We start from the raw sequence: 19,245 nt of genomic DNA, 5'->3' as shown, positions 1-19,245 counted from the left end.
CTTACTGCGGCTGCATTATTCCCAACAACGCTGAAGCACTTGCCTTCCCGCTTATCAGCTCCTGCGTTTCCCCGTCCCAGGCAATTCTCCCGTCGGCAATCACGACGGAGCGCGCCGCGATTCTGGCGGCGTCTTCCACGCTGTGCGAGACCATCAGCATGGTGAGATTTTTCTGCTGACACACCTCTTTTACCAGCAACAGCATCTCCTGACGCAGGGCCGGGTCGAGGGCCGAGAACGGCTCGTCGAGGAGCAAAATCGGCTGTTCCCGCACCAGACAGCGAGCCAGCGCGACGCGCTGACGCTGCCCGCCAGAAAGCTCACCAGGTAAACGTTCAAGAAATTCATTCAGCCCCATCTGCTGGGCAATCGCTTCGAGTTTCTCACGCTGAAGCGCCGTCAGCTTGAGGCCGGGGTCCATTCCCAGGCCGATATTCTGTCGCACCGTCAGATGGGTAAACAGATTATTTTCCTGGAACAGCATCGACACCGGACGCTGGGACGGCGGCGTGTGGGTGTGCGTTTGCCCGTCTATCAACATCTCGCCGCGCGCCGGAGGCAGGAAACCGGCAATCAGATTGAGCAGCGTGCTTTTCCCGGCACCGCTTGGGCCGAGAATGGCAATCATCTCTCCGCGTTCGACACAGAGCGTAAAGCGCATTGGCAGATGCTGATAAAGCCAGGTTACATCAGTCAGTTTTAGCATCGCGCCCCGGAAGTTTTTCGATAACGGTGAAAAGGGTAAAGCACAGCAGCAGCAAGAGCAGGGCCGTCACGGCACCATCCTGACTGCGATACGAACCGATTTGCTGATACAGCCAGAACGGCAGCGTGCGGAAGTCGTCATTACCAAACAGCGCCACTACGCCGAAATCGCCAATCGACAGCACGCTGGCAAAGGCCAGCGCCTGCGCCAGAGGGCGTTTCAGGGCGCGGAGTTCAACGACTCTCACTCGCTGCCAGCCGCGCATCCCCAGCGACTGACAGAGCAGAGTGTAGCGGGCGCTCAGGTCGCGCATCGGGTTTTCGAGCACTTTCAGGGCATAGGGAATCGCCATCAGCGCGTTGGTGAAAATGACGATCCCGTCGGCGTGCTCGGGTAATCCGATGGTGCTGTTAAACAGCAAAAAGAACCCGGTCGCCAGCACGATGCCCGGCATCGCCAGAATCAACATCCCGCTCAGCTCCAGCGCTTGCCCGGCGATTCGGGAGTGTCGGGCGTAAAGTTCGCGGCTGCTCCAGAGCAGCATCATGGTCAGCAGGACGCACAGCAACCCGGCGCCGAGGGCGATCCGCAGCGACGTCCACAGCGCCTGCCACAGCACCGGCTGTTGCAGCACCGAGATCAGATTCAGATTGAGACCATCCACCACCACTGCCAGCAGCGGCGGGAGGAGTAACAGCAGCGCAAGTACGATAAGCAGGAGATCGCTCAGGCGGCTGCGCAGGCTGTCCTGTGGATCGCGCCAGCCGTTCACCTGATGGCTCCCCACCGCAATGGCTTTACTGAGTCGCTGGCTGAGCAGGACCAGCCCCAGGCAGCAGAACATCTGGATCATCGCCAGCAGCGCCGCACGACCCGGATCGTAGTCGTAACTCAGGGCCTGATAGATTGCCAGCTCAATGGTGGTGGCCTGCGGGCCGCCGCCCAGCGACAGCACCGTGGCAAAACTGGCGAAGCAGAGCATAAAAATTAATGCTGCAACGGGCGGGATCTGCCGCCGCAGCCACGGCCATTCAACAAAGCGAAAGAAGGCAAATCCGCGCATTCCGAGCTGGGCGGCCAGCTGTCGCTGTTCGCCAGGGATATTTTCCAGCGCCTGTAAGAACAGTCGCGTCGCCATGGGCATATTGAAAAAGACGTGGGCCAGCAGGATACCCTGCAGGCCGTAAGGCGAAAATGTCCATTCGATGCCAAACGCATTCAACAGCGAGGCGATCCACCCCTGGCGCCCATACACGCTCAGAATACCGAAGACGGCGACCAGTACGGGCAGGATCAGCGTCATCGCGCACAGGCGCAGCAGCGCTTGTCTTCCGGGGAAACGGCGGCGATAAAGCGCCCGCGCCAAAAAGATCGCTGGGACGATCGAGAGCAGGGCTGAGAGAAACGCCTGCCAGAAGGAGAATCGCACCACGTGCCAGAGATAGCTATCGTGCCACAGCGCGGCGAGATCGCTTTGCGGTGCGTTCAGCCACAGGGCAAGAAAAGCCCCCAGGCTCACCACCACCATCAGCGTGGCGGCAGTCAGCCCAGGGAGCAGCCAGCCGGGAATTAGCGGCTGACGGCGCGTTGCCATTCACTGATCCAGGCGGCGCGTTGAGTGGAAACCTGCTGCGGGGTGAACTCCAGCGTGGTTTGCGGTTTGCTCAACTGATCGAAGCCCGCAGGCAGTTTCACGTCGGTCACCGGATACATCCAGTTGCCCGTCGGGACGGCGTTCTGGAACGCGGGCGAGACCATAAATTTCAGGAACTTCTCGGCCAGTTCCGACTCTTTGCTGGCCGCGGTGCGGGCGGCGACTTCCACCTGCAGATAGTGGCCTTCGGCAAAGTTAGCGGCGGCGTAGTTGTCTTTTTTCTCTTCGATAATGTGGTAGGCCGGCGAGGTGGTGTAGCTCAGGACCAGATCGCTTTCGCCTTTCAGGAACAGGCCGTAGGCTTCGCTCCAGCCTTTAGTGACGGTGACGGTTTTCGCCGCCAGTTTTTGCCAGGCTTCCGGCGCTTTGTCGCCGTACACTTTTTGCATCCACAGCAGCAGGCCAAGGCCCGGTGTGCTGGTGCGTGGGTCCTGATAAATCACGCGCCATTTCTGGTCGCTCTCGACCAGCTCTTTCAGGCTTTTCGGCGGATTCTTCAGCTTGTTTTTATCGTAGACGAAGGCGAAGTAACCGTAATCGAAGGGGACAAAGGTGTCGTTTTTCCAGCCGCCCGGAACGTTCACCGCATCGGCTGCGATACCGCTTTTGGCAAAGAGTTTGGTTTGCGAGGCCGCTTCCAGCAGGTTGTTATCCAGGCCCAGCACCACGTCGGCCTTGCTGTTTTTGCCCTCCATCCGCAGACGGTTGAGCAGCGAAACGCCATCTTCCAGCGCCACGAATTTCAGTTCGCAGTGACAGTCGGCTTCAAAAGCTTTTTTGACCACCGGGCCTGGGCCCCAGTCGGCGGCAAAGGAGTCGTAGGTGTAGACCGTTAAAACGGGCTTGGCAAACGCAGGCAGCGCGAAGAGCGCCAGCAGGGGGAGAACTTTTTTTAACACTTTGCACCTCAAAGTTGAGTGGCAAAGGATTTTGAGCGACAGCCTCAAATCCCTTCGCCGGCGTTATCCGGATCAGGTTCGACGGGTATTATCTCAGCGCACATCATCGATGCAGCACCCCGTTGAGAACGGCGGTATTGTAATGATTTGGTGAATATTACGAAAGTGTTATGGTTCCGGCGGCGCAAACCAGGCGGATTTAAAGTCAAACCAGCCGAGCGTGTTCATGCGTAAGCCGCGCATACTGCGCTGTCCCTGGATCATCAGCCAGTGGTGGATCAGCGGTACCATCGCCTGCTGGGACAGCAACTGCTGGCACCAGACCGCCAGATTCATCTCTCCGGCGCGCCACTGAGCGGCGTCCTGCTGCCAGTCGCGGGCAATGCAGTGCTGGATCAGCGGGATCTCATACAGGTGCGAGAAGAGCGAGAAATCGAGCGGCAGAGTGAAGTTCGCGCTGTTGAGCCAGATATCGCTCACCGCTTCGCCGCGATGCCATTCATCGTAATCCACCTCCTGAATTTCCAGCGTCACGCCTTCCGCAGCCAGCAGTTTGCTCATGATGCGCGCAATAAAGCGGTGCTCAACGTGTTCGCGATAATAGGTGAGGGTAATGGTTTCCAGCCCGGCGGGCTTTTCGCCGCGCCCAGGACGGGCGTGGTGCCAGCGAGGCAGCAGCCCGTAGGCCGGGAACCAGTAGGTCTGGTGCTGGTCTTCCGCCTGATAGATCAGATTGGCGGGGGCGAGGATCTGGCTTATCCACTGGCGCACCTCGCTGCTGGCACCCCGGTGGGTGCGGGCGTCAAACAGCAGATAGTAGCAGCCCTCTTCGAGGCGACTTTCGACGGCTTTTTCGCCTTCGGTCGGGCCTTCCAGCGTCAGGCCGGGGCTAAACTCTTCGCTGATGTCCGGCAGCACCCAGACATTCACCTCGTCAATCAGCGCGCGGTAGCCAAAGTAGTCATCGAAGGCGCGGATTTTCAACTGGTTACTGTTATTGCGCATCACGGCGTAAGGGCCGGTGCCGACGGGCTGGCTGGCGAAACTGGGCATGCTCTCCCATTCATGAGGCAAAATCATGGACGGGACATAGCCCATCAGCCACGGCAGCCACTGGTCAGGCTCGGAAAGCTCGATATCCAGCGTCCAGGCGGTGGGAGAGTGAATGTGTGCGATGTGGGAGTAGAGCGGCAGCCCGCGAGCGCGCTGCAGAGAAGCGATCACATCGTTCATCTCCAGCTCGCGGCCATGGTGAAAATGGATGCCGGGACGCAAAAAAAAGCGCCAGTGCAGCGGAGAAAGTTGCTGCCAGTGGTGCGCGATGTCGGCTTCCAGTTCCCCGTTTTCCTCATTTATGCGCGTCAGGCCGCTAAAGATTTGTCGCGCCATGTGCGTTTCGGAGCGGCGTAGCGCCGTGCCCGGCAGCAGGTTTTTCATCGGACGGTAGTAGAGCACGCGCAGGATATGCTTTCCCTGGCGGAAGCTGCGGCCCAGATGGGAGACCAGCATCTGGCGTACGGCGGCTTTATCGCCCACCAGCTGCACCAGCTGATCGATGCGGTCCTGCTCCAGCAGGTCTTCGGCGCGCTGCTGTTGTAAGGCCAGACCGGTATAGAGGAAGGTTAAGCGCGAACGCTTTCCACGCCCTGCCTCCGCCTCCCAGTTCAGCCAGCCCTGCTGCTGCATGGTGTTCAGTAGCGTGCGCATGTGGCGGCGCGAGCAGTTCAGCAGTTCCGCCAGCTCGTTCAGCGTGGTCTCTTTTGACTGGCCTTCGCAGCACTGCCAGAGGCGGATGAATTGTTGTTGCAGACGACCAGACGGCATAAAAGGGGAACTCCTGACAAAAAATCAGCAATTTATTAATCCTCATATTAAGCCAATAATCCTCCTTGTTGAAGTGAGGAGGTAAATATGAAGAGGTCTACCGCACGTCAGTTTTATCAGCACTACTTTTCAGCGACAAAGGGAGTGTCCTGGCTGGCCCGCCAGTGCGCAGAACAGCGCCTGAAAATGCTTGAAGATCTGATGCAGTGGGACGTTACGAAATCGACCTCTGACCGCTGACTCGCCTCGATCATGTGTGACTGAGTATTGGTGCTTATCACCCGCCAGCAAAATGTTTTTGCTGGTTTTTTTCGTTTACACTGCCTCTCCATTTCGCTCCTCTTTGACAAGGAACTGCGCATGCTCTGGTTGATGACGATGGGCCGCCGCCTGAACGGCGTGTATGCCGCTTTTATGCTGGTGGCCTTTATGATGGGCGTCGCGGGGGCGCTACAGGCGCCGACCCTGAGCCTGTTCCTGAGTCGTGAGGTGGGCGCACAGCCTTTCTGGGTGGGCCTGTTTTACACGGTCAACGCCATTGCCGGGATCCTGGTTAGCCTGTGGCTGGCAAAACGATCCGACAGCCAGGGCGATCGCCGCAAATTAATTCTGTTCTGTTGCGCGATGGCCATCGGCAACGCTCTGCTGTTTGCCTTCAACCGTCACTATCTGACGCTGCTCACCTGCGGGGTGCTGCTGGCCTCGCTCGCCAATACCGCCATGCCGCAGCTTTTTGCGCTCGCCCGTGAGTACGCGGACAGCTCGGCGCGGGAAGTAGTGATGTTCAGCTCGGTGATGCGTGCACAGCTCTCCCTGACGTGGGTGATCGGCCCGCCGCTGGCCTTTATGCTGGCGCTGAATTACGGCTTTACGGTGATGTTCTCCATTGCGGCCGGGATTTTTGCCATCAGCCTGGCGCTGATCGCCTTTGTGCTGCCGTCGGTCGCCCGGGTGGAGCAGGCGGCGGATACGCCCGTCACCCAGGTGAGCGGCTGGCACAATAAAAACGTGCGCATGTTGTTTATAGCCTCGACGCTGATGTGGACCTGCAACACCATGTATATCATCGATATGCCCCTGTGGATCAGCAGCGATCTGGGGCTGCCGGATAAGCTCGCCGGGATCTTAATGGGCACCGCCGCCGGGCTGGAAATCCCGGCGATGATCCTCGCGGGCTTCTACGTGAAGCGCGTTGGCAAACGCCGGATGATGGTGGTTGCGGTAGCGGCTGGCGTCCTGTTTTACCTGGGATTGATCCTGTTTCACAGTCGCGAAGCGCTGCTGGCGTTACAGCTGTTTAACGCGATTTTTATCGGCATTGTCGCCGGGATTGGGATGCTGTGGTTCCAGGACCTGATGCCCGGACGGGCGGGATCTGCCACGACGTTATTCACCAACAGTATTTCGACAGGGGTGATTCTGGCGGGGGTGATTCAGGGGGCGCTGGCGCAAAGCTATGGTCACTTTGCCGTGTATTGGGTGATTGCGGGGATCTCGCTGGTGACGCTGGCGCTGACGCTTCGCGTCAAAGAGAGTTAAACAAAAAGGCCCGCTTGCGCGGGCCTTTTTCGTTAGCGCATAAACGCCGGTTGTTTGTTTTCGTAGGCTGCAATGGAGGCTTCGTGCTGCAGGGTCAAACCAATGCTGTCGAGGCCGTTGATCATGCAGTGACGGCGGAAGTCGTCGATTTTAAAGCTGTAAGTTCTGTCACCCGCTTTCACCACCTGCGCTTCCAGATCCACTTCAAACGAAATGCCCGGATTCGCCTTCACCAGCGCGAACAGCTCATCGACCTGTTCGTCGGTCAGCGTCACCGGCAGCAACTGGTTGTTGAAGCTGTTGCCGTAAAAGATGTCGGCAAAGCTCGGGGCGATCACCACTTTAAAACCGTAGTCCGTCAGCGCCCACGGGGCGTGTTCGCGGGATGAGCCACAGCCAAAGTTTTCGCGGGCTAACAGGATCGATGCGCCTTTAAATTCCGGGAAGTTCAGAACGAACTCGGGATTCGGCTGCTGGCCCTGATCGTCGAGAAAACGCCAGTCGTTGAACAGATGCGCGCCAAAGCCTGTGCGGGTCACTTTCTGTAAGAACTGCTTGGGAATGATGGCGTCCGTATCGACGTTCGCCGCATCCAGCGGGACAACCAGACCCGTATGTTGGGTAAATTTCTCTGCCATGATTGTCTCCTTATTTCAAACCACGAATATCAGCAAAATGGCCGGTCACAGCGGCAGCCGCTGCCATTGCCGGGCTGACCAGATGGGTACGTCCACCGCGGCCCTGACGGCCTTCAAAGTTACGGTTGCTGGTGGAGGCGCAGCGCTCGCCCGGGTTCAGACGGTCGTTGTTCATGGCCAGACACATGGAGCAGCCCGGTAAGCGCCACTCAAAACCGGCTTCGATAAAGATCTTATCCAGCCCTTCAGCTTCAGCCTGGGCTTTCACCGGGCCAGAGCCTGGCACGACCAGCGCCTGCACGCCGGGCGCGACTTTACGGCCTTTGGCAATTTCTGCTGCTGCACGCAAATCTTCGATGCGAGAGTTGGTGCAGGAGCCGATAAACACTTTGTCGATTGCCACGTCGGTCAGCGGAATGCCCGGTTTCAGGCCCATGTACGCCAGCGCTTTTTCGGCGCTTGCGCGTTCCACCGGATCGGCAAAGGAGGCCGGATCGGGAATGTTGTCGTTAACGGAAATCACCTGGCCTGGGTTGGTACCCCAGGTAACCTGCGGTGCGATCTCTTCTGCCTGCAGGGTGACAACGGTATCGAATGTCGCGCCGTCGTCGGTTTGCAGGGTTTTCCAGTATTCCACCGCCTCGTCAAAATCTTTGCCTTTCGGCGCGTGCAGACGGCCTTTCACATAGTTGAAAGTGGTCTCGTCCGGTGCGACCAGACCGGCTTTAGCACCCATCTCGATCGCCATGTTGCACAGGGTCATACGGCCTTCCATGCTCAATGCACGGATAGCATCGCCGCAAAACTCCACCACGTGACCGGTTCCGCCTGCGCTGCCGGTTTTACCGATAATCGCCAGCACGATGTCTTTCGCGGTGATACCTGCCGCCGCCTGACCTTTGACTTCGATTTTCATGGTTTTCGCGCGGCCCTGTTTCAGGGTTTGCGTCGCCAGAACGTGCTCGACTTCGGAGGTTCCGATACCAAACGCCAGCGCACCGAACGCGCCGTGCGTGGCGGTGTGGGAGTCGCCGCAGACGATGGTCATTCCCGGCAGGGTGATGCCCTGCTCAGGACCCATTACGTGGACGATGCCCTGATACGGGTGGTTCAAATCGTACAGCTCAACGCCGAAGGCGTTGCAGTTCTTAATCAGCTCCTGCATCTGGATACGCGCCATCTCGCCCGACGCGTTGATGTCTTTGGTCTGAGTCGACACGTTGTGATCCATCGTGGCGAAGGTTTTACCCGGCTGGCGAACGGGACGATTGTGCGCGCGCAGACCGTCAAAGGCCTGCGGTGATGTCACTTCGTGCACCAGATGACGGTCAATGTACAGCAGCGGGGTTTCGTTTGGTGCCGAGTAGACTACGTGCGCATCAAACAATTTTTCGTATAACGTCTTCGCCATGATTACACCCCTTCAGCGACATAGCGGGCAATGATATCGCCCATTTCATCGGTACTGACGGCCGCCGCGCCGCGCGCTAAATCGCCCGTGCGGATACCTTCTTCTAATGCGCGGTTGATGGCGCTTTCGATTGCATCGGCCGCGTCGTTCGCGTCCAGGCTGTAGCGCAGCAGCAGGGCCAGGGAGAGGATCTGTGCTATCGGGTTAGCGATATTTTTACCGGCGATATCCGGCGCGGAACCGCCCGCAGGCTCGTACAGGCCAAAGCCCTCTTCGTTCAGGCTGGCGGAGGGCAGCATGCCCATGGAGCCGGTGATCATCGCGCATTCATCGGACAAAATATCGCCGAACAGGTTGGAACACAGCAGCACGTCGAACTGCGACGGGTCTTTGATCAGCTGCATGGTGGCGTTGTCGATGTACATGTGCGCCAGCTCAACGTCCGGGTACTCTTTGGCGATTTCATTGACGATTTCGCGCCACAGAATCGAGGATTGCAGGACGTTGGCTTTATCAATAGAGGTCACTTTGTGACGACGTTTGCGCGCAGATTCAAAAGCGATGCGGGCAATACGTTCGATTTCAAAACGGTGATAAACCTCGGTATCGAATGCTTTCTCGTGTTGACCGCTGCCTTCACGGCCCTTCGGCTGGCCGAAGTAGATCCCACCGGTTAATTCACGCACGCACAGAATGTCGAAGCCATTGGCGGCAATGTCGGCACGCAGCGGGCAAAACTCTTCCAGCCCCTGATACAGTTTCGCCGGACGCAAGTTGCTGAACAGTTTGAAATGCTTACGCAGCGGCAGCAGCGCGCCGCGCTCAGGTTGCTCTGCGGGTGGCAGATGTTCCCATTTCGGGCCGCCGACGGAGCCAAACAGGACCGCATCGGCGTTTTCGCAGCCTTCAACGGTGGCTTTCGGCAGCGGGGTGCCGTGGTTATCAATCGCAATACCGCCCACATCATAGTGGCTGGTGGTGATTTTCATCGCGAAACGGGCGCGGATTGCTTCCAGGACTTTCAGGGCTTGTGTCATCACTTCCGGGCCAATGCCATCGCCCGGCAACACAGCAATATGGTAATTCTTCGACATTACACGGTTTCCTTATTGTTCTCTTTATTCTGAGCTTTGCGTTGTAACTCTTTCTCGACTTCTGCGGCGCGCCAGATGTTGTTCAGGACATGCACCATGGCTTTAGCTGAGGATTCGACGATATCTGTCGCCAGGCCAACGCCGTGGAAACGACGGCCGTTATAAGTGACAACAATATCGACCTGACCCAGCGCATCTTTGCCGTGACCTTTGGCGCTCAAATCGTATTTGACCAGCTCGATGTTGTAGTCGGTGATGCGGTTGATCGCCTGATAAATCGCATCTACCGGGCCGTTACCGTTGGCGGCTTCGGCTTTAACTTCATCGCCGCAGGCCAGTTTGACCGAGGCGGTCGCGATATCGCTGGAGCCGGACTGCACGCTGAAGTAGTCCAGACGGAAGTGCTCTGGCTCTTCCTGCTGTTTATTAATGAAGGCTAATGCTTCCAGGTCGTAGTCAAAGACCTGGCCTTTTTTATCGGCCAGTTTCAGGAACGCGTCGTACAGGTGATCCATGTTGTAGTCGCTTTCCTTGTAACCCATCTCTTCCATACGGTGTTTCACCGCCGCACGGCCAGAGCGGGAGGTCAGATTCAACTGCACCTGATTCAGACCGATGGATTCCGGGGTCATGATTTCGTAGTTTTCGCGGTTCTTCAGCACGCCGTCCTGATGAATACCGGAGGAGTGGGCGAAGGCGCCGGTGCCGACAATCGCTTTGTTCGCCGGGATAGGCATGTTGCAAATCTGGCTGACGGTCTGGCTGGTGCGCCAGATTTCGTTGTGATTAATGCGGGTCTGCACATTCATGATGTCTTTGCGCACTTTGATCGCCATGATCACCTCTTCCAGTGAACAGTTACCGGCACGTTCGCCGATGCCGTTCATGGCGCCTTCCACCTGGCGAGCCCCGGCGTGGACTGCGGCAATGGCATTGCCCACGGCCAGGCCTAAATCGTCGTGGGTATGGACAGAAATAATGGCTTTATCAATGTTCGGCACGTGTTCATACAGGCCGGTGATGATGTTGGAGAACTCGAACGGCATGGTGTAGCCGACGGTGTCCGGGATGTTGATAGTAGTGGCACCCGCGTTAATCGCGGCTTCTACTACGCGGGCCAGATCGGCAATCGGCGTGCGGCCAGCATCTTCACAGGAGAATTCGACGTCGTCGGTGTAGTTACGGGCGCGTTTCACCATGTACACCGCGCGTTCGATCACTTCATCCAGGGTGCTACGCAGTTTGGTTGCGATGTGCATCGGGGAGGTGGCAATAAAGGTGTGAATTCGGAAGGCTTCAGCCACTTTCAAGGATTCGGCGGCCACGTCGATATCTTTCTCGACGCAGCGGGCCAGACCACACACGCGGCTGTTTTTGATGGTGCGCGCAATGGTCTGGACGGATTCAAAGTCACCCGGTGAAGAGACCGGGAAGCCCACTTCCATTACGTCGACACCCATACGTTCCAGGGCCAGCGCAATCTGCAGTTTCTCTTTCACACTCAGGCTTGCCTGTAACGCCTGTTCACCGTCACGTAAAGTTGTATCGAAAATAACGACTTGCTGGCTCATGGGTTTGGTCCTTGTCTGTCCTGGGGCGCCTTGCTACGAGCATAAAAAAACCCGCGCAATGGCGCGGGTTTTTTGTTTACCGGAGACGATTCAACGTTGAATTTCGCCCGCCAGCCTACCGCGCACAGTGGATGCGTTTAGTAGTAGTAGGCTGAGGAAACGAACGGTACGAATCATGAATCAGGCTCCAGATGAATGCGTTATGCTTTTAGTGGTACTGGATATGCGGAATCAAGTCAACCCCTGAGGCGAAAAACGCCCGCGATCCATGATAACTGTGGTCCTGGTTCTTTAGCGTATTGTGCTAGGTTTTCCCAACGGCGTTATTTAAATTGTCTAATTTTGGACTTTAAAACCGTTTCCGGAATAAATTTAATATAATTGGTTTCAATTAATTATTTTCTGAAATTTAAAGGGTGTGGTTATTAAAACCATTGAAATCATTGGGTTGGATTCTGTCTGGGTGCGGTAATGGTGAATGAAAATCAAGCAATGATAATGACATGTTAACGGACAACCGTTGATAGGATGGATTAGTTTAAGAAAACTTAAATAATTGTTTACCTGTAGGCTTGTTGTTTATTCATTGGATTTATGGTTTCATTCTATTCCTAATGTTTTAGTTATTACTTTTAAATTTTTAACGCTTGAGCTTGTGTATACCTGCACCTGTTATTTGGCGTGAGTTTTTATATATTCCGAATTTTAAACTTTTCTCTTTGTCTGGTTTTATCTGCATGATAAATAATATTTTTAAAAGTTATTATTGCGCCAAGTCAAAGGGAGTTTAGCGTGACAGTGGAGTTAGATATGTTAGAAAAAACAAATGAACGGCCTCACGCCATTGAAGCAAACAGGCCTCAGCTACGTACGGTGGATCTTAACTTATTAACCGTTTTTGATGCTGTTATGCAGGAACAAAATATTACCAGAGCCGCACAGGCGTTGGGAATGTCCCAGCCTGCAGTGAGTAATGCCGTCGCCAGACTGAAGCTAATGTTTAACGACGAGCTATTCGTGCGATATGGCCGCGGCATCCAGCCTACGGCAAGGGCTTATCAGCTTTTTGCGTCTGTTCGCCAGGCGTTACAACTGGTGCAGAATGAGCTGCCGGGGTCCGGTTTCGAGCCTTTAAGCAGCGAGCGTGTTTTTCATCTCTGCGTGTGCAGTCCGCTGGATAATTATCTGACCTCCGTTATCTATAATAAAGTGGAAGAAATAGCCCCAAATATTCATCTCATATTTAAGTCCTCCTTAAACCACAATACTGAACATCAGTTACGTTATCAGGAAACGGAATTTGTTCTGGGTTACGAAGAGTTTCGCCGTCCGGAGTTTTCTTGTGTGCCGCTGTTTAACGATGAAATGGTGTTAGTCGCCAGTAAATCTCACCCGCGCATCAACGGGCCATTACTGGAAAATGATGTTTATAATGAGCAGCACGCTGTTGTGGCACTCGACAGATATGCGTCATTTAGCCAGCCGTGGTATGACACACCGGATAAACAAGCCTGTGTGGCGTATCAGGGGATGGCCATGGTGAGCGTATTAAATATTGTTTCGCAGACTCAACTTGTTGCTATTGCTCCGCGCTGGCTGGCGGAAGAATTCTCTGCCCAGCTTAATCTGCAAATATTATCGCTGCCGCTGAAGCTCAATAGCCGAACGTGTTATCTTTCGTGGCACGAAGCGGCCGGGCGAGATAAAGGTCATCAGTGGATGGAAGAGCTGTTAGTCAGTGTTTGTCGGCGCTAATCCACATCAGGATAAATCGGTGCAATGCATCCGGTTTATCCTGTTATTTTTTTAATGGGTAGTATTTTATTCTGAATTGAATTTTTCCTTTCGCTTTTTTCCATGCAAAAATAGATGAATTACTGATTCCCCGCCTATTTAAGCGATGAACCATCATCACAAAAGTGTATTCCAGTGGAATTCACCATATCTTGTCATAATGCCTGTGTATTCTGCTTTTACGCCTCTTTTCGCGCCTCCGTTTGCTGATTGCCTGCCTCATGGGGAGCGGTTAAGGTGAAGGTCACTCTGCAAAAATGAAAGACAGGGGAAACCCTGGAAAGCAAGACGGCGAGGAAATGAATTCCTCTGTTCGTCTATAACAAGAAGCCTGGAGGCAAACCATGGAGATGTTGTCTGGCGCCGAAATGGTCGTCCGGTCACTTATCGATCAGGGCGTCAAGCAAGTATTCGGTTATCCCGGAGGCGCGGTCCTCGATATTTACGATGCGTTACACACCGTCGGCGGTATCGATCATGTGCTGGTGCGTCATGAGCAAGCCGCTGTGCATATGGCTGATGGTCTGGCACGTGCCACCGGAGAGGTGGGCGTGGTGCTCGTCACCTCAGGGCCTGGGGCAACTAACGCCATTACCGGCATTGCCACCGCCTACATGGATTCCATCCCACTGGTCATTTTATCCGGACAGGTTGCCACTTCGCTGATTGGTTACGACGCCTTTCAGGAGTGCGACATGGTGGGGATCTCCCGACCGGTGGTGAAGCACAGCTTCCTGGTCAAACAAACGGAAGACATTCCAGGGGTGCTGAAAAAAGCCTTCTGGCTGGCGGCCAGTGGACGTCCTGGCCCGGTGGTGGTCGATCTACCAAAAGATATTTTGAATCCGACCAATAAACTCCCTTACGTCTGGCCCGATTCCGTGAGCATGCGCTCCTATAATCCAACGACCCAGGGGCATAAAGGCCAAATTAAACGCGCGCTGCAAACGCTGATTGCGGCGAAAAAACCGGTGGTCTACGTCGGCGGTGGTGCTGTGAATGCCCACTGTCATACGCAGCTGCGCGAATTAATCGAAAAATTAAACTTGCCTGTAGCTTCATCGTTGATGGGGTTGGGTGCTTTTCCGGCCACGCATCGTCAGGCGCTGGGTATGTTGGGTATGCATGGCACCTATGAAGCCAATATGACCATGCACAATTCCGATGTGATTTTTGCCGTCGGCGTGCGCTTTGACGATCGCACCACCAACAATCTGGCGAAGTACTGTCCGAATGCGACGGTGCTGCACATTGATATCGACCCGACCTCTATTTCCAAAACGGTTCCTGCCGATGTGCCGATTGTCGGCGATGCGCTGCAGGTGCTGGAACAGATGCTGGATCTGCTGGCGCAAGAGCCTGCCGCGCAGCCGCTGGATGACATTCGCGACTGGTGGCAGCAGATTGAGCAGTGGCGTGGGCGTCAATGCCTGAAATATGACACGCAAAGCGAACACATTAAGCCGCAGGCGGTGATCGAAACGATCTGGCGACTGACAAAAGGGGATGCCTACGTCACCTCGGATGTGGGCCAGCATCAGATGTTTGCCGCCCTCTACTACCCGTTTGATAAACCGCGCCACTGGATAAATTCCGGCGGTCTGGGCACCATGGGGTTTGGGCTGCCTGCTGCATTAGGCGTCAAACTCGCGCTCCCGGATGAGATCGTCGTGTGCGTGACCGGCGATGGCAGTATCCAGATGAACATTCAGGAGCTTTCTACCGCGTTGCAGTACGATCTCCCGGTGCTGGTCCTGAATCTGAATAACGGCTACCTGGGCATGGTCAAGCAGTGGCAGGACATGATCTATTCCGGTCGTCACTCCCAGTCCTACATGAAATCGCTGCCGGACTTTGTGCGCGTGGCGGAAGCCTATGGCCACGTCGGCATGCGTGTCAGCGATCCGAATGAACTGGAAGCGAAGCTCGGCGAAGCGCTGGAGCACGTCAGGAACAACCGCCTGGTCTTTGTGGATGTGATCGTCGATGGGACGGAGCACGTCTACCCGATGCATATTCGCGGCGGCGGTATGGATGAAATGTGGTTGAGCAAAACGGAGAGAACCTGATGCGCCGGATATTATCTGTACTTCTGGAAAACGAATCGGGCGCGTTATCGCGCGTCATTGGGCTTTTCGCCCAGCGCGGTTACAACATTGAAAGCCTGACCGTGGCACCGACGGACGATCCGACGCTGTCGCGGATGACTATTCAGACCGTTGGTGATGCGAAAGTCCTTGAGCAAATTGAAAAGCAGCTGCATAAATTAGTGGATGTGCTGCGAGTGAGTGAATTAGGGCAGGGGGCGTACGTTGAGCGCGAAGTGATGTTGGTCAAAATTCAGGCCAGCGGATATGGACGCGAAGAGGTCAAACGCAACGCGGATATTTTCCGTGGGCAGATCATTGACGTGACGCCTTCTATCTATACTGTTCAGCTTGCCGGAACCAGCGATAAACTCGATGCGTTTCTGGCCTCCGTGCGTGATGTCGCCAAAATTGTTGAGGTGGCGCGCTCGGGTGTCGTGGGCTTGTCTCGCGGCGATAAAATTATGCGTTAGTCGTCAAAAAAGTTCGCCTCTTTCGACCCGGTCTGCAAAGCCGGGTTTTTTTTTTGCCTAAACGGACCCTAAGGGAGAGAAAAGCGGTTGCCGCAACGACTATTCTGCGTTTAGATGTTAAAAGATATAACCATAAACCTGACAAGGCCATGGACTCTTTTATTTCGTTTAAGGGGCAATTGTGAAACTGGATGAAATCGCCCGGCTAGCCGGCGTGTCACGAACTACGGCGAGCTATGTGATTAACGGTAAAGCAAAGCAGTACCGTGTTAGCGACAAAACCGTTGAAAAAGTCATGGCGGTGGTTCGTGAGCATAACTACCATCCGAATGCTGTCGCGGCCGGGCTACGTGCCGGGCGCACCCGATCTATTGGTCTGGTTATTCCGGATCTGGAAAACACCAGCTATACCCGTATTGCGAACTACCTCGAACGTCAGGCGCGCCAGCGTGGCTATCAGCTGCTGATCGCCTGCTCGGAAGATCAGCCCGATAACGAGATGCGCTGCATTGAGCATCTGCTTCAGCGCCAGGTCGACGCGATCATTGTTTCCACCTCTCTGCCACCAGAGCACCCTTTCTATCAGCGCTGGGCGAATGGCTCGTTCCCGATCGTCGCGCTGGATCGTGCGCTGGACCGCGAGCACTTCACCAGCGTCGTGGGCGCCGATCAAGATGATGCCGAGATGCTGGCCGCCGAGCTGCGTACCTTCCCGGCAGAAACCGTTCTCTACCTTGGCGCGCTGCCGGAGCTGTCCGTCAGCTTCCTGCGCGAGCAGGGGTTCCGTACTGCCTGGAAAGACGATCCGCGTGAAGTGCACTATCTCTACGCTAACAGCTACGAGCGCGAAGCCGCGGCGCAGCTGTTTGAGAAATGGCTCGAGACGCACCCGATGCCTCAGGCGTTGTTCACTACCTCTTTCGCGCTGTTACAGGGCGTGATGGACGTGACGCTGCGCCGCGAAGGGAAACTCCCTTCTGAGCTGGCTATTGCGACCTTTGGGGATAACGAACTGCTCGATTTCCTGCAGTGTCCGGTGCTGGCCGTAGCCCAGCGTCATCGTGACGTGGCTGAGCGCGTACTGGAGATTGTGCTGGCGAGTCTGGATGAACCGCGCAAGCCAAAACCAGGGCTGACGCGTATCAAACGTAATCTCTATCGACGCGGTGTATTGAATCGTCGTTAATTATCATTTTAGGGCAGGTCAACTGCCCTGATTGTTTCTCATTATCACGGCAAATAATATCCGGACTAAAATTAGGATAATTCTCTAAGATTCATAGCCTGCTATTCTTATTAATTCATATTGCATTCATCGGAGCCTTTTTAAGGTTATTTCGGCAACAGTAAGCACTCTTTTTTGTATTGTTTTGTTACAAAGCCTCCTCTCATGCTGAATTATCAGCCATTTTTTCTTCTTTGATGCCCACCTGCGTGCCAGGTCTTGTGTATTCACGCTTCTCCGGTGAATCTGGCGCTGTTATCCCCGTGCGTAATGTCTTAAAATGCCGCCCGCGTCGCAAACTGACACTTTATATTTGCCCGTGGTGGTATGGAGTGATTTTTAACATTCGAATGCATATCTGTTTTTTTTCTTACAAATATTCATGACGTTAATTTTGCCTCGCCAGTTGTGCAGTAATTAATCAAGTTGGGTTATGTCCGTAAATAGGGGGCTTTCCGTCCTGTATCGCGGTAGTCCTGGCTTGACAAGCTTTTCCTTCGCTCCGTAAACTCCTTTATGTGGGAATTTGTGGGTTAAAGTGGTGATAAGGGGTGAGGCTGGCATGTTCCGTGGGGCGGCGTTGGTCAATCTCGACAGCAAAGGGCGTTTATCGGTACCAACCCGATATCGCGATCAGCTGATCGAAAGCGCGTCTGGTCAAATGGTTTGCACCATTGACATCAACCACCCCTGCCTGCTGCTTTACACCTTGCCCGAATGGGAAATTATTGAGCAAAAGCTGTCGCGACTGTCGAGCATGAATCCGCAGGAACGCCGCGTACAGCGGTTGTTATTGGGACATGCCAGTGAATGTCAGATGGATAACGCAGGACGATTATTGATAGCGCCTGTGTTGCGCCAGCATGCTGGTCTGACAAAAGAAGTGATGCTGGTCGGGCAGTTCAACAAGTTTGAACTGTGGGATGAAACGACCTGGTATCAACAGGTCAAGGAAGATATCGACGCTGAGCAGTCTGAATCCGCAGTGTTGTCGGATCGATTGCAGGACTTGTCTCTATAAATATGATGGAAAATTATAAACATACAACGGTGCTACTGGATGAGGCTGTCAACGGCCTGAATATTCGTCCTGATGGCATCTATATCGATGGAACCTTTGGTCGCGGTGGTCACTCGCGTCTGATCCTCTCCCAACTGGGAGCGGAAGGCCGCTTACTGGCAATCGATCGCGATCCGCAGGCAATTGCCGTGGCGAAGACCATCGATGATCCACGCTTTTCCATCGTCCATGGACCTTTCTCTGCGCTGGCGGATTATGTCGCCGAGCGCGGCCTGACGGGCAAGATCGACGGTATTCTTCTCGATCTTGGCGTCTCTTCACCACAGCTTGATGATGCAGAACGCGGTTTTTCCTTTATGCGTGACGGGCCGCTGGATATGCGTATGGACCCGACTCGCGGTCAGTCTGCGGCAGAATGGCTGCAAACAGCTGACGAAGCTGACATCGCTTGGGTGATCAAAACCTTCGGCGAAGAGCGTTTCGGCAAGCGTATCGCGCGCGGTATCGTGGAGCGTAACCGCATCGAGCCGATGACGCGTACTAAAGAGCTGGCAGAAGTTGTGACCGCGGCAACGCCGGTCAAAGACAAATTCAAACATCCCGCGACCCGTACCTTCCAGGCGGTGCGCATCTGGGTAAACAGTGAACTGGAGGAGATAGAGCAGGCGCTAAAAAGCTCGCTCGGCGTGCTGGCCCCAGGTGGGCGGCTATCCATCATCAGCTTCCACTCGCTGGAAGACCGTATTGTGAAGCGCTTTATGCGTGAACAAAGCCGCGGTCCTCAGGTGCCCGCTGGACTGCCGATGACGGAAGAGCAACTCAGGAAGCTGGGTGGCCGTCAGTTGCGAGTAGTAGGCAAGTTGATGCCGGGCGAAGAAGAGGTGGCAGAGAATCCACGTGCCCGTAGTTCAGTGCTGCGCATTGCAGAGAGGACGAACGCATGATCAGCAGAGTGACAGAGACCTTAAGCAAGGTTAAAGGATCGTTAGGAAGCAACGAGCGCCATGCCTTGCCTGGCGTGATCGGCGACGATCTCTTGCGGTTTGGGAAGCTGCCACTCTGCCTGTTCATTTGCATCATTGTGACGGCTGTGACGGTGGTGACCACCGCGCACCATACCCGTTTATTGACCGCGCAACGCGAGCAGATGGTGCTGGAACGCGATGCGCTGGATATCGAATGGCGAAACCTGATTCTTGAAGAAAACGCGCTCGGCGATCACAGCCGGGTTGAACGGATCGCAACGGAAAAGCTGCAGCTGCAGCATGTTGATCCTTCGCAGGAAAATATTGTAGTACAAAAATAAGGG

The 19,245-nt window shown here is 55.0% G+C and carries 18 protein-coding genes and 1 riboswitch; of the genes, 9 read left to right on the top strand and 9 right to left on the bottom strand.

The genetic code is table 11. The features are described from left to right. Position 1 precedes the first annotated feature (1 nt). From thiQ to sgrR, 4 genes are all read right to left on the bottom strand, one after another. Positions 2 to 706, bottom strand: coding sequence for a thiamine ABC transporter ATP-binding protein ThiQ (thiQ, locus tag ETG88_RS11490; protein ID WP_129035435.1), 705 nt, complete (start codon positions 704 to 706; stop codon positions 2 to 4). Continuing rightward, positions 690 to 2,300: a thiamine/thiamine pyrophosphate ABC transporter permease ThiP gene (gene thiP / locus ETG88_RS11485; RefSeq protein ID WP_129035434.1), complete on the bottom strand. Its 1,611-nt coding sequence runs from the start codon at positions 2,298 to 2,300 to the stop codon at positions 690 to 692. Before thiP ends, thiQ begins: the two co-directional genes overlap by 17 nt. Continuing rightward, positions 2,276 to 3,259: a thiamine ABC transporter substrate binding subunit gene (gene thiB / locus ETG88_RS11480; RefSeq protein ID WP_129035433.1), complete on the bottom strand. Its 984-nt coding sequence runs from the start codon at positions 3,257 to 3,259 to the stop codon at positions 2,276 to 2,278. Before thiB ends, thiP begins: the two co-directional genes overlap by 25 nt. A 31-nt stretch (positions 3,260 to 3,290) precedes the next feature. After that, positions 3,291 to 3,391: riboswitch (TPP riboswitch) on the bottom strand. 36 nt (positions 3,392 to 3,427) lie between these two features. Continuing rightward, positions 3,428 to 5,083 carry an HTH-type transcriptional regulator SgrR gene (gene sgrR / locus ETG88_RS11475; protein ID WP_129035432.1) on the bottom strand — a complete coding sequence of 552 codons (1,656 nt, stop codon included), beginning with the start codon at positions 5,081 to 5,083 and terminating at the stop codon, positions 3,428 to 3,430. Between the two features lie 87 nt (positions 5,084 to 5,170). Between sgrR and sgrT the strand changes: the two genes are divergently transcribed. Then, positions 5,171 to 5,323 carry a glucose uptake inhibitor SgrT gene (sgrT, locus tag ETG88_RS11470; RefSeq protein ID WP_100777656.1) on the top strand — a complete coding sequence of 51 codons (153 nt, stop codon included), beginning with the start codon at positions 5,171 to 5,173 and terminating at the stop codon, positions 5,321 to 5,323. Between the two features lie 120 nt (positions 5,324 to 5,443). Next, the gene (locus ETG88_RS11465; RefSeq protein WP_129035431.1) at positions 5,444 to 6,622 is read left to right on the top strand and encodes a sugar efflux transporter; all 1,179 of its coding nucleotides are present in this window, start codon (positions 5,444 to 5,446) and stop codon (positions 6,620 to 6,622) included. Between the two features lie 32 nt (positions 6,623 to 6,654). Here the strand turns inward: ETG88_RS11465 and leuD are convergent, their stop codons facing one another. The 5 genes from leuD to leuL all read right to left on the bottom strand — a co-directional run bounded on the left by leuD (position 6,655) and on the right by leuL (position 11,513). Further along, the gene (gene leuD / locus ETG88_RS11460) at positions 6,655 to 7,260 is read right to left on the bottom strand and encodes a 3-isopropylmalate dehydratase small subunit (RefSeq protein WP_129035430.1); all 606 of its coding nucleotides are present in this window, start codon (positions 7,258 to 7,260) and stop codon (positions 6,655 to 6,657) included. Positions 7,261 to 7,270: 10 nt separating this feature from the next. Continuing rightward, positions 7,271 to 8,671 carry a 3-isopropylmalate dehydratase large subunit gene (gene leuC, locus ETG88_RS11455; protein WP_129035429.1) on the bottom strand — a complete coding sequence of 467 codons (1,401 nt, stop codon included), beginning with the start codon at positions 8,669 to 8,671 and terminating at the stop codon, positions 7,271 to 7,273. Positions 8,672 to 8,673: 2 nt separating this feature from the next. Next, positions 8,674 to 9,765, bottom strand: coding sequence for a 3-isopropylmalate dehydrogenase (leuB, locus tag ETG88_RS11450; protein ID WP_100777637.1), 1,092 nt, complete (start codon positions 9,763 to 9,765; stop codon positions 8,674 to 8,676). Next, positions 9,765 to 11,336 carry a 2-isopropylmalate synthase gene (gene leuA, locus ETG88_RS11445; protein ID WP_100777636.1) on the bottom strand — a complete coding sequence of 524 codons (1,572 nt, stop codon included), beginning with the start codon at positions 11,334 to 11,336 and terminating at the stop codon, positions 9,765 to 9,767. The genes leuB and leuA overlap by 1 nt, the downstream gene beginning before the upstream one ends. Before the next feature lie 90 nt (positions 11,337 to 11,426). Continuing rightward, positions 11,427 to 11,513, bottom strand: a complete 87-nt coding sequence (leuL, locus tag ETG88_RS22580) for a leu operon leader peptide (protein ID WP_100777635.1) — start codon at positions 11,511 to 11,513, stop codon at positions 11,427 to 11,429. Between the two features lie 633 nt (positions 11,514 to 12,146). Between leuL and leuO the strand changes: the two genes are divergently transcribed. The 7 genes from leuO (at position 12,147) to ftsL (ending at position 19,242) form a co-directional block, all read left to right on the top strand. Further along, positions 12,147 to 13,091: a transcriptional regulator LeuO gene (leuO, locus tag ETG88_RS11435; protein WP_100777634.1), complete on the top strand. Its 945-nt coding sequence runs from the start codon at positions 12,147 to 12,149 to the stop codon at positions 13,089 to 13,091. A gap of 383 nt (positions 13,092 to 13,474) precedes the next feature. Then, the gene (gene ilvI, locus ETG88_RS11430; RefSeq protein ID WP_129035428.1) at positions 13,475 to 15,199 is read left to right on the top strand and encodes an acetolactate synthase 3 large subunit; all 1,725 of its coding nucleotides are present in this window, start codon (positions 13,475 to 13,477) and stop codon (positions 15,197 to 15,199) included. After that, the gene (ilvN, locus tag ETG88_RS11425; protein ID WP_100777632.1) at positions 15,199 to 15,690 is read left to right on the top strand and encodes an acetolactate synthase small subunit; all 492 of its coding nucleotides are present in this window, start codon (positions 15,199 to 15,201) and stop codon (positions 15,688 to 15,690) included. Before ilvI ends, ilvN begins: the two co-directional genes overlap by 1 nt. A 181-nt stretch (positions 15,691 to 15,871) precedes the next feature. After that, a complete protein-coding gene (gene cra / locus ETG88_RS11420) occupies positions 15,872 to 16,876 on the top strand; it encodes a catabolite repressor/activator (protein WP_100777631.1) in 1,005 nt (334 codons plus the stop codon). Positions 16,877 to 17,477: 601 nt separating this feature from the next. Further along, positions 17,478 to 17,936, top strand: coding sequence for a division/cell wall cluster transcriptional repressor MraZ (gene mraZ, locus ETG88_RS11415; protein WP_129035427.1), 459 nt, complete (start codon positions 17,478 to 17,480; stop codon positions 17,934 to 17,936). A 2-nt stretch (positions 17,937 to 17,938) separates the two neighbouring features. After that, positions 17,939 to 18,880, top strand: a complete 942-nt coding sequence (gene rsmH, locus ETG88_RS11410; RefSeq protein WP_100777629.1) for a 16S rRNA (cytosine(1402)-N(4))-methyltransferase RsmH — start codon at positions 17,939 to 17,941, stop codon at positions 18,878 to 18,880. Continuing rightward, the gene (gene ftsL, locus ETG88_RS11405; RefSeq protein WP_014068894.1) at positions 18,877 to 19,242 is read left to right on the top strand and encodes a cell division protein FtsL; all 366 of its coding nucleotides are present in this window, start codon (positions 18,877 to 18,879) and stop codon (positions 19,240 to 19,242) included. Before rsmH ends, ftsL begins: the two co-directional genes overlap by 4 nt. The last annotated feature ends 3 nt before the right edge of the window (positions 19,243 to 19,245 follow it).

The sequence above is a fragment of the Lelliottia nimipressuralis genome (assembly GCF_004115925.1).
GTDB lineage: Bacteria > Pseudomonadota > Gammaproteobacteria > Enterobacterales > Enterobacteriaceae > Enterobacter > Enterobacter nimipressuralis.
This window is presented reverse-complemented; position numbering and strand designations above follow the sequence as displayed.